Source organism: Heyndrickxia coagulans 36D1 (assembly GCF_000169195.2).
Classification (GTDB): domain Bacteria; phylum Bacillota; class Bacilli; order Bacillales; family Bacillaceae_C; genus Weizmannia; species Weizmannia faecalis.
This window is the reverse complement of sequence record NC_016023.1, coordinates 1,000,205-1,015,173: the sequence shown is the minus strand read 5'-3', so window position 1 is coordinate 1,015,173 and position 14,969 is coordinate 1,000,205. Positions and strand designations below refer to the sequence as shown.

At 47.2% G+C, this 14,969-nt stretch carries 10 protein-coding genes; 6 read left to right on the top strand and 4 right to left on the bottom strand.

Annotated features, from left to right (window positions below; genetic code table 11):
- Positions 1-103 precede the first annotated feature (103 nt).
- Entirely contained in the window at positions 104-1,507 is a 1,404-nt protein-coding gene (locus BCOA_RS21905) for an amino acid permease (protein WP_014096298.1), read from the top strand.
- Between the two features lie 578 nt (positions 1,508-2,085).
- Here the strand turns inward: BCOA_RS21905 and BCOA_RS21900 are convergent.
- Positions 2,086-3,243, bottom strand: coding sequence for an iron-containing alcohol dehydrogenase (locus BCOA_RS21900; protein WP_014096296.1), 1,158 nt, complete (start codon positions 3,241-3,243; stop codon positions 2,086-2,088).
- 270 nt (positions 3,244-3,513) lie between these two features.
- Between BCOA_RS21900 and BCOA_RS21895 the strand changes: the two genes are divergently transcribed.
- The 4 genes from BCOA_RS21895 (at position 3,514) to BCOA_RS21880 (ending at position 8,834) form a co-directional block, all read left to right on the top strand.
- Positions 3,514-4,767 carry an ammonium transporter gene (locus BCOA_RS21895; RefSeq protein WP_014096295.1) on the top strand — a complete coding sequence of 418 codons (1,254 nt, stop codon included), beginning with the start codon at positions 3,514-3,516 and terminating at the stop codon, positions 4,765-4,767.
- 170 nt (positions 4,768-4,937) lie between these two features.
- Complete coding sequence (locus BCOA_RS21890; RefSeq protein ID WP_014096294.1) at positions 4,938-6,539, top strand: ATP-binding protein; 1,602 nt, start codon at positions 4,938-4,940, stop codon at positions 6,537-6,539.
- Positions 6,536-7,216, top strand: a complete 681-nt coding sequence (locus BCOA_RS21885) for a response regulator (RefSeq protein ID WP_014096293.1) — start codon at positions 6,536-6,538, stop codon at positions 7,214-7,216. Before BCOA_RS21890 ends, BCOA_RS21885 begins: the two co-directional genes overlap by 4 nt.
- Before the next feature lie 316 nt (positions 7,217-7,532).
- On the top strand, positions 7,533-8,834 hold the full coding sequence (locus BCOA_RS21880) for a CitMHS family transporter (protein ID WP_035189148.1): 1,302 nt from the start codon (positions 7,533-7,535) through the stop codon (positions 8,832-8,834).
- A gap of 274 nt (positions 8,835-9,108) precedes the next feature.
- Here the strand turns inward: BCOA_RS21880 and BCOA_RS21875 are convergent, their stop codons facing one another.
- Positions 9,109-10,116 (bottom strand): glycosyltransferase family 2 protein, encoded by a 1,008-nt coding sequence (locus tag BCOA_RS21875; RefSeq protein ID WP_014096291.1) that lies wholly within the window; start codon positions 10,114-10,116, stop codon positions 9,109-9,111.
- Positions 10,117-10,666: 550 nt separating this feature from the next.
- Between BCOA_RS21875 and helD the strand changes: the two genes are divergently transcribed.
- A complete protein-coding gene (gene helD / locus BCOA_RS21870; protein ID WP_014096290.1) occupies positions 10,667-12,958 on the top strand; it encodes an RNA polymerase recycling motor HelD in 2,292 nt (763 codons plus the stop codon).
- Positions 12,959-13,830: 872 nt separating this feature from the next.
- Here helD and BCOA_RS21860 read toward each other — a convergent pair.
- On the bottom strand, positions 13,831-14,100 hold the full coding sequence (locus tag BCOA_RS21860) for a hypothetical protein (RefSeq protein ID WP_014096288.1): 270 nt from the start codon (positions 14,098-14,100) through the stop codon (positions 13,831-13,833).
- 311 nt (positions 14,101-14,411) lie between these two features.
- A complete protein-coding gene (locus tag BCOA_RS21855) occupies positions 14,412-14,957 on the bottom strand; it encodes a hypothetical protein (RefSeq protein ID WP_014096287.1) in 546 nt (181 codons plus the stop codon).
- Positions 14,958-14,969: the final 12 nt, after the last annotated feature.

Here is a 14,969-nt window from a genome sequence, read left to right as displayed (position 1 = left end):
ATTTATTTTAACGAATTACTAATTTACCACTTTACTAAACTAAAGAAACACGCTAAAATAAAGTCATAAATTTTACCGAGAACAACACAGAGGGTGAACATATATGAATAAAAAATGGGGACTTTGGACATTAACCACGTTCGTCGTCGGTAATATGGTGGGCGGCGGGGTCTTCATGCTGCCGGCTAATCTCGCAAATAAGGCCGGGGCGCTCGGTTCTACACTTGCGTGGGTGCTGACCGGTTTTGGCGTTTTGATGATTGCGCTCGTGTTCGGAAACCTGGCCATCCGGAAACCGGAACTGAAAGCAGGACCGCAAAGCTACGCACAGTCGCTTTTTAAATCGAAACAGGCAGGCCGGGTCGCCGGCTACAGCATGGCATGGGGCTACTGGGCAGCGAACTGGGCGGCAACGGCTTCCGTCATTATTTCGTTTGCGGGTTATTTAACGACATTTTTCCCGATTATGCAAAGCACGAAAATCCTGTTTACGCTCGGATCTTTCCAAATGGAGACCGGAAAATTTTTGACATTTGCTGTGTGTACAGTCATGCTTTGGGGGATTCAATCGATCCTGTCGCATAGCTTTAACAGTGGCGGAAAAATGAATCTTATCGCGACGGTCACAAAAGTACTCGGCTTTATGATGTTTATCGTCATTACCGTTTTTGCATTCGATGCCGCGAACTTCGGCAATGCGAAAGCTTTTACCGATGCGGACGGCCACGCCGTTTCTCTCTTCGGGCAAATTAACGGCGGCGCCATCTCCACATTGTGGGCGTTTATCGGCATAGAATCGGCAGTGATGCTGTCAAACCGCGCCAAATCACAAAAAGATGTGAAAAAGGCAACACTTCTCGGCCTGTTGATCTCGATCCTGATTTATGTCGGCATTACACTACTGACAATGGGCGCTTTGTCCCAGGCGGAACTGCGCGTTTCACATAAACCGCTTGTCGATGCGCTCGGTCAGGTGCTCGGTGCAAACGGCCAGTATATATTAGCCGCACTGGCGCTCATTTCCTTGTTTGGTTCAACTGTCGGCTGGATTATCGTCAGCTCCGAAGTGCCATACCAGGCGGCAAAGGCCGGCCTTTTTCCGGCATTTTTCGGGAAAACGAACAGAAAAGGATCACCGTCCCGTTCGCTATTGGTAACGAATATCATGACGCAAATCTTTTTATTCTCCACTGTGTCGGACACCATTTCGGAAGCGTACGATTTTGCCATTGTCGTGGCAACACTGGCCTATTTGATTCCGTATCTTGTATCGGTTATTTACCAGTTGAAGCTGGTGGCAGCCGGTGAAACTTATACGTCGCTAGGCGCTCGCACAACAGACGGTATCATTACCGGTATTGCGCTAGTGTATTCGGTATGGGTTATCATTACCGGCACTGCCGATTTAAAAACGTTCTTCCTCGGCATCGGGCTGTTTGTCATCGGCCTGGTTTTATACCCGGTTTTGATGCGGGAAAATAAAGTATATAAAGAAGTGTTGGAGTAACTGCAACCCGTTGGGAAGACTGCTTCCTGACGGGGTTCCTTTGCTTAGGCTAGTCACCCGGCCACCTCTATTGCGAGATGATTCAGAAGTGGAGGCGGATTGTAACCCCCATTTCTTAGGTTCCTTTCTTGGCCGGTTTCCAACGGTCCGCCACTATGACCAGTTGATTCAAGTGGAGGCGGGTTGTAACCTCATTTCGATTCTTGTGCCAGTTTCCAATGGGCCGCCGCTATTGCGAGATGATTCGGACGGAGACGGGTTCAACCCCCGTTTCGCATTCTCCATTCATGTACCGGTTTCCAATGGATTGACACTATGGCCAGATGATTCAGAAGTGGGGGCGGGTTGTAACCCCATTTCGATTCTTGTGCCAGTTTCCAATGGGCCGCCGCTATTGCGAGATGATTCGTACGGAGACGGGTTCAACCCCCGTTTCGCATTCTCCATTCATGTACCGGTTTCCAACGGTCCGACGCTATGGTCAGATGGTTCGGAAGCGGAGGCGGGTTTTAATCCTCTCATTTCGCAGGCTCCCATCAAAAAGAAAAGGATGCCCTATAAAGGACATCCTTTTCTTTTTACAAACTCATCTTCAAAATTTCCCGCACATCTTCCTTGCCCAGTTTTTTAAAGTTGCCGATCGGGCCGAATGGCAAAGCTTTTTCTGCCATGACGTCGAGCTTGTCATCGCCGATATTGTAATCTGCAAGCCGGCTTGGCGCGCCGATTTCGTTAAAGAAAGCGCGGACTGCATCAATGCCAGCAAGTGCAATTTCCTCATCCGTTTTCCCTGCAGGATCCACGCCCCATACCTCAACGGCAAACCGTTTGAAACGCGGGATATTTTCTTTATAGACGTACTTCATCCAGTTCGGGAAGATGATCGCAAGCCCGCCGCCGTGCGGGATATCGTAAACAGCGCTGACGGCGTGCTCGATCGAGTGCGTTGCCCAGTCGGTTTCCACGCCGGTCGCAAGCAGGCCGTTGAGCGCAAAAGTGGAGCTCAGCATTAAGTTTGCGCGCGCATCATAGTCCTCAAGGTTTTGCAGCACTTTACGCGCATTTTCGATCACTGTTTTCATAATCGTTTCTGCAAAACCGGTTTGCAGCGGAATTTCTTTTGTATGCGAAAAATATTGTTCAAACACGTGCGAAAGTGTATCCGAAATGCCGTAAACAGTCTGGTTACGCGGCACGGTAAACGTATTTTCCGGGTCTAAAATCGAGAACGTCGGGAAAGTCATGCTCGCTCCGTGTTTTTGTTGCGTTTCCCAGTTTGTAATCACCGAGCCTTTGTTCATTTCTGAACCCGTCGCAGCCAGCGTCAGCACAGTGCCAAGCGGCAGCGCTTTTTCCACTTTCGCCTTTCTTTCGTAAAAATCCCATACATCGCCGTCATACAGGGCACCGCCTGCGATTGCTTTCGAACAGTCGATGACGCTGCCGCCGCCGACAGCAAGAATCCAGTCGAGTTCATGTTCGCGAATCAGGGAGATGCCTTTTTTAACGGTGGACAGGCGCGGATTCGGTTCAACGCCCGCAAGTTCGCGCACATGGCAGCCTTTCTTCTCAAAAATTGCCTGCAATTTGTCATACAAGCCGGAACGTTTGATGCTGCCGCCGCCATATACAAGCAAGATCCGTTTTCCGAGCTGGTCGATTTTTTCATCGAGCTTTTCGAGCTGCCCTTTTCCGAAAATCAGTTCAGTCGGGTTGTAAAACGTAAACGGGTTCATCCAATTCCCTTCTTTCTTTGGAGTTTTACAGACAGATTGTACCACATTTTAGGATGCGCCAATCATTTTAAAAGCTTGCATGAGGAAAACAGTCCTTTTCGTTTAAAATTTGAAAGCGCGTTCTGATCGGTATGTAAGAAAACCTGACAACAAATATAAAAATTTTAAAAAAATTAACGAAAAAGTATTGAAAAAATGGCTGACATCACATATGATAATTTATATAACAAAGATGCGTTATAAAATCTAACATCAGAAAGGAAGAGGCAAATGGTTCCTGCAGATTCGGTCTTTATGTTTGTATCGACGGCGCTTGTTTGGGTCATGACACCTGCGATTGCGCTGTTTTACGGGGGGATGGTGAAAAGCAAAAACGTTTTAAGCACCGCGATGTACAGCTTCGGTTCGCTTGGGATTGTATCGGTATTATGGATTCTTGTTGGTTATTCGCTGGCGTTTTCAACCGGCGGCAACGCGATTCTCGGCGATTTAAGCTGGGCGGGGTTGCACGATGTCACGTTTAAACCGAATGCAGATTACAGTGCGACGATTCCGCATAACTTATTCATGATGTTCCAAATGACGTTTGCGGTTTTAACCATTGCCATTATTTCAGGCGGTTTTGTCGGACGGATGCGGTTTTCGGCATACTTGATTTTCATTTCCTTATGGTGCGTGCTCGTCTATGCGCCTGTTGCCCACTGGGTATGGGGCGTTGGCGGCTGGATCCGCAACCTTGGCGCACTCGACTTTGCAGGCGGCAATGTGGTTCATATTTCTTCCGGCGTGGCGGCCCTCATCCTCGCGCTTGTGCTCGGAAAACGGAAAGAATCCGAGACCGGACGGCATAACTTAATGCTTGTCCTGATCGGCGGCAGTCTCCTTTGGCTCGGGTGGTTCGGATTTAACGTCGGAAGTGCCTTATCGTTAAATGAAGTTGCCATGTATGCTTTCATCAATACCAATACTGCGGCGGCTTGCGGGTTAATCGGCTGGGCCGCGGTGGAATGGATTGTCAATAAAAAGCCGACATTGTCAGGCGCGATCTCGGGCGGCATTGCAGGGCTTGTAGCGATCACACCGGCAGCAGGGTTTGTAACGCCAATGGCTTCGATTCTGATCGGCCTGGTTGGCGGCATCGTCTGCTTCTGGGGCGTCACGTATTTGAAATCGAAACTCGGCTATGATGATACGCTGGATGCATTCGGCATTCACGGCATCGGCGGCACATGGGGCGGCATTGCAACCGGCCTGTTCGCCTCTAAAGCGGTCAATTCCGCCGGCGCGAACGGTTTGTTCTACGGTGATCCGTCGCTCGTCTGGAAACAGCTCGTCGCCATTGTGTCCACCTATATTTTCGTCGGTATTGCCTCCTTTATTATCATCAAAGCGATCCAATTGTTTATGCCGATCCGTGTTGATGAAGAAGCGGAAAAAAGAGGCCTTGATATCACGTTGCACGGCGAACATGCTTACGGCCAGCCGTACGAAGATGGGGTTTACGAACAGGCTGCAGCTAAATAATAGAAGAAAAGAGCGGGTATATCCGCCACTTTCCAGGCTGCCGGGACATTCCCGGCGGCTTTTATTTTGCTTGGATTGGGAACGCGGTTTAGCGCATCATGCCATTGTCGCCGCAACATTTCCAAAAATCATGTAAAATGGAGATAAATCCTGTTTGGCGGGGGATGGGGATGCGTAAAAGAAAGGTTTCATTGCAGACAAAAATACTGGGGCTTGTGCTGCTTTTGTCTTTTTTGATCATCGGCGCGCTTTCCGGTTATTTTATGGTGCTGGAGCAGCGCCAAATCGAACAACAGGAAGGGCGCCTGGCGTTAAATATTGCGAAAACGGTGGCGGCAATGCCGGCTGTTGTGCGTGCTTTCCAAAGCAAGGACCCATCTAAAACGATCCAGCCGCTTGCGGAAAAAATCCGCAAAGAAACCGGCGCCGAGTTTATCGTTGTCGGCAACAGGGAAGGGATCCGCTACTCCCATCCGCTCCCGGGCCGGATTGGCAAAAAGATGGTTGGCGGGGACAATGAACGGGCCATTTTGAAAGGGGAATCCTATATCTCAAGCGCAAAAGGATCACTTGGCCCGTCATTAAGAGGGAAAACACCGGTACGCGACCGGGACGGAAACATTATTGGTATCGTGTCGGTCGGGTTCATGTTAAGTGATGTGAACCGGCAGACCAACATCCACATGATGAAAGTGGCTGGCGTCGCACTGCTTGCTTTTTTCGGGGCAATCATCGGAAGCGTGCTGCTTGCCCGGGATATCCGTAAAGACACAATGGGGCTTGAACCGTTCGAAATCGCGTCGCTTTACAAAGAAAAGCGGGCCATTTTACATGCGGTTAAAGAAGGGATTATTGCTGTTGACCGGGAAGGGTTTGTCACTACCATGAATCAGCCAGCGAAAAAAATGCTGCATATTGACGGATCGGTCAGGCGTACAAAGATTGACAAGCTGATACCGGCTTCCATTTTTTACGCCGTGTTAAAATCCGGCAAGCCGCAAAAGGACCGGGAAATGGTATGGAAAGACCGGACGCTCATTGTAAACAGTACTCCGATTCTGAATGAACGAGGGAAAGTGCAGGGGGCGGTTGCTTCTTTTCGCGACCGTTCGGAAATTGAACGAATGGCCAATACATTGAGCGAAGTCCGCCAATACTCGGAAGATTTGCGGGCCCAGTCCCATGAATACGCAAATAAGCTGCATGTCCTTTCCGGGCTGTTGCAGCTTGGGGCTTATGAAGACGCAATTGAATTTATCAGGGAAGAGACGGCATCTTTGAAAAACCAGCACGCCCGTGTTTTTGAGAAGATAAAAGACATGAAAGTCCAGGCGGTTTTGCTCGGCAAACTTGGCAAAGCATCCGAAAAAAAGATTCATTTTGATATTGATCCGAACAGTTCTTTAGAAAGGTTGCCAAAGCAAATCGATGTGATGCGGCTGATTGTCATGCTTGGCAATCTGCTCGACAATGCTTTTGAAGCAGCAGGGAAAACCGATCACCCGACTGTCTTGTTTTTTGCGACAGATATGGGGGATGACATTGTATTTGAAATCAGCGATAACGGGCCTGGCATGGAAGAAGCGGTCCTCGCACATATATTTGAAAGGGGTTTTTCAACAAAAACAAAAGAAACGAACAGAGGGTTTGGCTTATCCAATGCCGCTCATGCTGTGTCCGAACTCGGGGGTTTTATTGAAGTCCACAGCCACCCCGGGGAAGGAACGGTTTTTACGGTTTATTTGCCGAAAAGGGAGGGTGTCGACAGTTGAAAACAATAAAAGCGGTGATCGCCGAGGATGATTTCCGCGTGGCGCTTGTCCATGAAAAATTTCTGGCGGAGTTCCCTTGTTTCGAAGTGGTTGGCAAAGCCTTGAATGCAAAAGAAACGCTGGCGCTTGTGGAGGAAAAGTCTCCGGATTTTTTGCTTCTGGATGTATATTTTCCCGACCGGCTCGGTGTTGATCTACTTCCTGACCTGCGGGCATTGTCGCCGCATCTCGATATTATGATGATTACAGCCGCTGCGGAAAAGGATTTTATCGAAAAGGCGCTTCATTATGGGGTGGAACACTATTTAATCAAGCCGGTTTCACTTAAGCAGTTTAAGGAGGCGGTCGAAAAGTATCTGGATAAAAAGCGCCTCCTGGAAACAGCGGGTACGGTGGATCAGGCCTGGGTTGATTCGCTGTTCGGGTCGCCACGCCGGGAAGCGGGGACGCAGGAAACGGAGCTGCCGAAAGGAATTGATGCGATTACGCTGAGCAAAGTAAAAGCAGTGCTAATTCCGGACCAGGGGCAGTCCGCCGAACAGGTCGCTGAAAAAATCGGCGCCTCCCGGACAACCGCCCGCCGCTATTTGGAATACCTGGTTTCCATCCGGACGTGCAGAGCAGAAGTCGAATACGGCATCGTCGGCAGGCCGGAGCGGAAATATTATCTTGTTTAAACGCCTGTACGGCAGGTTGTGAAAACGAGGGTTACAAAAAATGGAAATCGGGTTTTCCATAAGTGTTGGGACCGTGACGGGATACTGGGGAGTACTGGGTACGTGTTGCTCTTGCACGAGGCTCACCGACCATTAGATCGGCCGGCTTCGTTAGCGAGTACTGGGCACATGTTGCTTTTGCACCCTTCCCCCTTTTCTGTTCGTGAACAAAATGAACAAAATAGTCAAAATAGATTTTATACCAAATATGTTGAAAACGCTTACAATGGTTGGTTCATTGGGTAAACTGAAAGAAATGAACGAAGGGGTGGCTGTTTTGTTGGCGTTCATGGGTTTTTTGATGATTATTGTTTTCATGTTTTTGATCATGACGAAGCGGCTTTCCGCCATGATTGCGTTGATGTTGGTGCCGGTCATTTTTGCGGTTATCGGCGGGTTTTGGAAAGGAATCGGGAAGATGGCGATCGAGGGGGTTACAAGCGTCGCGCCGACCGGCATTATGATTTTATTTGCCATTCTTTATTTTGGACTCATGATCGACGCGGGGTTATTTGACCCGGTGATCTCGCAAATATTAAAACTCGTAAAAGGGGATCCGCTCAAAATTGCGATCGGGACAGCGGTTTTAGCCGTTTTGGTATCGCTTGACGGGGACGGCACGACCACCTATATGATTACTATATCCGCGATGCTGCCGCTTTACCAGCGGATCGGCATGAAACCGCTCGTGCTTGCGGGCATTGCCGTTTCCGGATCGGGCGTGATGAACCTGCTGCCATGGGGAGGCCCGACAGCCAGGGCAATGAGCGCGCTCGGCCTCGAGACGTCAGATCTGTTCACGCCGGTGATTCCGTCTATGATCGGCGGCTTGCTATTTGTCTTTCTCCTTGCTTTTTATCTCGGGCGTAAAGAAAGAAAACGGCTGGGGATCATCAGCTCAGAAAATGAAGCAATTTTGGAACAGGCTGCAGCAGTTGCAGTCGGTGAGGGGAATGAATTAAAGCGCCCGAAACTCATTTGGTTCAACGGCCTTTTGACGATTGCGCTGCTTGTTGGGCTCATTATGGAAGTGCTGCCGACAGCGGTTTTGTTTATGCTCGGTTTTGCCATTGCGGCGATGGTCAACTATCCGAATATGGATGTCCAGAAAGAAAGGGTTGCAGCCTATGCTGGAAATGCGATGTCGGTTGTGGGGATGATTTTTGCAGCCGGGATTTTTACAGGCATTTTGTCCGGGACAAAAATGGTTGATGCAATGGCAAACACATTGATTACCCACGTTCCAGCAGCCTGGGGACCGCATTTTGCCGTCATCACGGCAGTCATCAGTGCACCGTTTACCTTTTTCATGTCCAATGATGCATTTTATTACGGCGTTCTCCCGCTCGTTGCAAAAGCAGCAGCAGCGTACGGCATTAGTGCGGAGGCAATTGGCAGGGCATCATTGCTCGGGCTTCCGGTCCATTTGCTGAGCCCGCTCGTCCCATCCACCTATCTGCTGGTCGGCATGGTCGGTGCCGAGTTTGGTGATTTGCAACGTGCTTTCTTAAAATGGGCGTGCGTATCGGCACTCGTTATGATCATTGTGGCATTGGTGATTGGCGTGATTCCATTTTGAAGCAGGAAAAGCGAAAGGATGATGTGTGCCTTTCGCTTTTTTGCACTTGAGGGAGCCTAGGTTTCGTTCCGGTCCTTACAGGCTGGTCTGTGGTTTTCGCGGCTCTTTTCGTAAAATGACCTGAAAGAAAAGAAGCCCGTGTTTACGCGTTCACCGAGGTGCTTTGCCGCATACGAAAACACGGCTTCCCAAAAAAGCGAGATAGAAGGAAGCGGCGGGGTGGAACAAGCCAACCACCGCTTCTGATACGACGTAAAAAGCGACAACAGGCTTGTCAATTAATCCTTTTTGCCGAATCCTGCTGTGTCCGCAACAATTGCTGGCTGATTGTCTCCTGCTGTGCATCCTGCGCAATCGTGTAGCGCGGACGCCTTTTTGTTTCTTGGTAAATTTTACCAATATACTCGCCGATTAACCCCATACTCATTAACATAAAGCCGCCTAAAAACCAAATGGAGATGATAATCGAAGCCCAGCCGTCATCCGCATGGCCGGAAATTTTTACAAAAAGTGCATACAAGCCGGCGATGGTGCTTGATAAAAAAGTAAACAAACCGACAAGGGTAATAAAGTGAATCGGCACCACACTAAAAGAAGTAAGGCCGTCAAAGGCAAACGCCAGCATTTTTTTGAGCGGATACTTGCTCTCGCCGGCTGCCCGTTCTTTCCGGTCGTAAAGCACTTCGGCCGTTTGCAAGCCGATTAACGGCACCACACCGCGCAAAAATAAATTTTGCTCAGGAAAGCGGGAAAGCTCCTCGAGCGCACGCTTGCTCATCAGCCGGTAATCCGCATGATTGTATACGAGATCAACACCGAGTTTTTTCATTGCCCGGTAATACCCCTGGGCAGTCGCTCTTTTAAAAAAGGTATCTTTCTCCCGCTTTTTCCGCACGCCGTACACAATGTCACAGCCGTCGTGAAACTTCAATAGAAATTCGCGCATAACCGAGATGTCATCCTGCAAATCGGCATCGATGGAAATGACACAGTCAGCCTCTTCTTTTGCTGTTTCGAGCCCGGCAAGTAGTGCTTTTTGGTGCCCAAAATTGCGCGAAAGCTTCAATCCTTTGACAAGTCGGTTTTTCCTTGCAATTTCCTCGATCATCGGCCATGTTTGGTCACGGCTGCCGTCATCGACAAACAAAATACTGCTTTTCGGGCTGATCAGGCCTTCGTTCATCAAGGAATACACCATTTCCGTCAGCTGGCGTTCCGTTTCGTATAAAACAGCCTCTTCGTTGTAACAGGGAACGACAATGGTCAGTACTGGATTTTCCACGTTAGCAACCTCCAACAAACAGTATTACGGATAGGTTTTGCCAGCGTGCATCACTTTATGCTTGAAAAAGGGAAATGAAGAAAAAGAATGGCAAGATGAGAGATTATGCGGTCTTCTCTATAAAATAACTTAAATTTTTACTTCAACCCCGAGCGCCCATTTGGCATGAGTACTACTTTTTGTGGCAGGCAACAGAGCGGAAAAAACATGGAATGGCAAAAGAGAACAGACCAGACATTGGAAAATCAGGCGGAAACGTGGTATACTAAGATGCGGAGTGCAACGGATGGGGAATATACATTTTACCATCTTAATTATAGCATCTCCTCATCCCATTGTCAAATTTATTTGCTTGCGGTGCTACATTTTTCCCTACTGGTTGGGATGCCGGGGTATACCGCTTCATGCCATATAAAATGAACTTATGTTTTGACATCAAGCCAATTTGCATGATGACTACTTTTACAGCAGGCAACAGAGCTAAGATAGTTTGTTCATTTTTTTAAGAAAAATTTTCTATACTCTTACTTGTCAGGAAGGGGCCGGTTTTATGCCACATGATGAAGAATGGTTAAAGGAACAAAAACGCGTTGATTATACAATTGAAAAAATGAAGCAGGAAAAAGAAACACTGCTTTCCAAAGTAAGGGCTGTCCGCGGCGAGGCACAGGAAATCCGCAATACGTTCTGGGAAGACGTAACGGTGAACCTCGATGAGCCGGATGATGTCGTGGAAACATCGGCGAGCGTCCGCCAGCAGGCAGAACTGCTTGCTGAACGCGAACGGAGCTACGGGCATATGGAAAAAGACGTGAAAAAACTTGACCGCCTCATTTATTCGCCGTATTTTGCCCGCGTCGATTTTCATGAAGAAGGGGAACCTTCCGAGCCCATCTACATCGGTATTGCTTCCTACCGGGATGAGGATGAGTATCTCGTGTACGATTGGCGTGCGCCGATTTCCAGTATTTACTATGACGGGGTGCCCGGCCCGGTTTCGTACCAGGCGCCGGACGGCAGGCGCGAAGGCATCATGGATTTGAAACGGCAGTTTTTAATCCGGCGCGGCCATATTGAAGCGATGTTTGATACCGGGATCTCGATCGGCGATGAAATGCTGCAGGAAATGCTTGGGGCAAACGCAAACACCCATATGAAAAATATTGTGGCGACGATTCAGAAAGAGCAGAACCGGATTATCCGTGATGTTTCAAGCAATCTTCTGTTCGTGCAAGGGGCCGCCGGAAGCGGAAAAACATCGGTTGCCCTGCAGCGGATTGCGTATTTGCTGTACCGGTACCGCGATTCGCTCAACTCCGAGCAAATTGTTTTATTTTCGCCGAACCAGCTGTTTAATCATTATGTGTCAAAAGTGCTCCCGGAGCTCGGGGAAAATAATATGCAGCAGACGACTTTCCTGGAGTTTGCCCAGGCACGCGCTGGCAAAAAGCTAAAAGTCGAAAGCCTGCTCGAGCAAATGGAAGAAGCGCTCGAAGGCAAAGCCGAAAACAGGAAAGAAGCACAAATCAAAGGCAGCCTTGCCTTTTTCCATGCCGTTCGGGATTATGCGGAAAAACTTTTAAACGGCGGCATCATTTTCCGTGACATTCGTTTTAAAGGCGAGACGATTATCCCGAAGGAAAGAATTTCTGAGCTGTTTTATGCCTATGATAAAAGTTACTCGCTGCCGAACCGGTTTCAGCTTGTCAGCAAAAAGCTGCTGAAAGAACTGGAACAGATTGCAAAAGAAGAGCGGAAAAAGCCTTGGGTCGAAGAAGAAATGGAACTGCTCGGGACGGAAGCCTATCTTGCCGCCCATCAATATGCCGAGCGCAAATCGCGCAAGAACCATGATTCGTTCAGCGAGTCCAATTATGAGAAAGAATTTCTGGCACGTAAAATTGTCAACCGCCGCTTCAGCTCGATCCGAAAACAAATTAAAACGTTCCATTATCTCCATATCCGTGCCCAGTATCTTGATTTTTTACGGCGCGCACCAGAATTTGTTCCCGGTACGGAAGAACGGCTTGATGTAAAAACGCGCGCCGCTTTCCGTGAAGGCTGGTTGCCCTATGAAGATACCGTGCCGTTTTTGTATCTCTTTGACCTTTTGACAGGCAAAGCTACGAGCAGTTCGATCAAATATGTGTTTATTGATGAAATCCAGGATTATTCGCCGGTCCAGCTTGCCTATTTGCGCTATTTGTTCCCGTACAGCAAGTTTACGATGCTCGGTGACTTGAACCAGTCCATATTCGGCACAAGCGGCCGTTCGCAGATGGAGCTGATTAAGGAAATTTTCGGTGAAGAAAAAGCGCAGGTCGTATACTTGACGAAAAGCTACCGTTCGACTGCCCAGATCACCCGCTTTACGAAAGAAATTTTAGCGGGCGGGGAGAAGATTGAATGGTTTGAACGCGAAGGCGATTTGCCGGTTGTTACGGTGGCCCGCGGCAAGGAAGAAGCTTTGGCAAAAGTTGTACGGTTTGCGAAAAAATACGCAAAAGATAGCAATACCGTTGCGATCATCGGCAAGTCACGGAAACAGTGTGCCGAAGCGTATGAAACATTGCGGGAAGAACTGGATCTGACCTTTATTGAAAAAGAATACAGCGATCTTCCGGAAGGCATCATCCTGATCCCGTCTTATCTTGCGAAGGGGCTGGAATTTGACAGCGTCATCGTGCTCGATGCTTCCGCGTCTGTGTATAAAGATGAAGCAGAACGCACCCTGCTATATACAGTCGGAACGCGGGCAATGCACCACCTCGCCCTTGTCAGCAACGGTCCGGTGACCCCGCTTTTAGATAAAGTGCCTGAGGCGCTATACGTTAAGGAATAAGAAACAGGATAACAACGGCCGGCTGCCAAACGCATCAGCCGGCCGTGATCTTTTCCAGGAAGTAAATCAGAATGCAGAATGGTTCGTAATGTTCATGATGTGAGAATCAAATGGATGGTCCTTGAGAATCTTTAAATCGTTTACAGGTGTGATGGCGTCACGAAACAGACATTACTGTTTAGGGAATTTAGCAGGAGTTTTTGGACTGGATGTAGAAATATTAGAAAGCGTAGATGCTTTTTTTATTTAGGGGGAACTTATGGAAAAGTTTATTAAAATATGGAGGAGTACTTATATTTGGCTTTTGATCTTTCTACCGGTTCTTTTATTCGCAACTTTCGATCATGTCCATATTTCTTTTTTCATCTTAGCCTTTTATTTCTTTGTTCACCTTATCATAGAATTTTATAAAAAAGTTGCAGCCAGGCAAAAAATTGGCACTGTCTGCTTGATCTTGATTTTTCTTTATTTTAGCTTTGTTTATTGAGACCACCAAGGCAGTTGCCCGGGGGATTTCGTGTATGGAGTCACAGCCACAAAACTTTGACATCTATAGACCGGGTAACGGCTTTTGTTATCGACGGTTCTCTTTACGCTCGAAACCTTAGTAAATCTGTTGAACTTCTGGCTAAAGTATTCCCATCACTGCTTTATGGGAGATTCCAAATACTGACAAGGAATTGAATAGACAGCTCTTCATTTATACCTGTTGACTCTGTTTTAATGTGCTCTGCCTAAAAGGAAAACGGATCCCAATCTGGATAAACGCACTTTCGGTTTCAAACACCAGCAAGCGCCCTCCAACCTCGTGGTTTGCGATGCTAATAAAAAAGCAACGTGGTTTTGGCCATGTTGCTTTTTAATTCAGTTCGCTATGGTTGATTCCAAAAAAATGAAGTAACGATGACCGGCACAATAACAGCAATCATTAGAACAGCAAGATTCCCGATAATGCTAATTACTTTCATGAAGCCGTCACTTTTGCTACTAAAGGCAAGAATTAATCCGACAATAGGGAACACAGTCAAAATTATTAATATTATTTGTCCGGGAAATAAGTCTACATTTCCAAACATAAAAATTAAATAAACCAATGCCGAAAAAATGAAGAGCGCAAAAGATATTCCTTCAAAGTTTTTCACAAAATTTCCCCTCTCTTTTTTGTTAAATATTTGTTGAGCAGGCGAATCCCGAAGTTCCTACGGTTAGAAACCTTATGACCTCGTTTTTAAGATTGATACTTGCGGTCAAATCCCGGTTTATATGGTGGGTATTAGATATGGCAATTCGGCCATTCCCATCCCCATACTGCCAGGTTTTAAACGTCTTTATTTTGGTAGCTTGCAGCACGAACACAGTTGGGAACTGGGAAAGAATTTGGATACAGCTACTTGATCCATATGGGTTGAACGGAATTTTAGGGGTGTGACGAATATATCATACCTCATATTTTTCAATCATTTTTAAATATATCGAGCAGAATATGAGATCCATTCATTGGATGATCGTGGATCGTAATAAAGTAATGCTGATCAGAATATATTTTCCACTCTTTAGGCCCCTCATCAAAGATAATTTCCAAAAAAATATCGCAATCATATTTTTTGCTATTTTCAGCCAATTGTTCGTAAACATAGGGTACCCATACTTCTCCCTGCAATTCTAAGCTTCGATATCCGATTTCCCCAAACCAAGAATTAAATGTCTTTCGTAACAATCGATAATTCCTTTCACCATAATCATTTTTGGAAAATAAAACTCGAAAATCAAATTTTTCCGCTAGCCAATATTGAATATCTTCTTCCTGTATATCAGAACGCAAACATTCCCCCCATATCTCTTTACCCTTTTCTAAGAAAGACTTCCTATCAATAAAACCTTCTCTTTCAAGAGGCAGATAAGGAAACTTATCGCCTTCATTTTCCAAATTGGTATAAGCGTTATGAATATAGATTAAAAAATTAAAGTTATAAGAAATCACATCTTCTACATTGATCACAATATTCCCCCT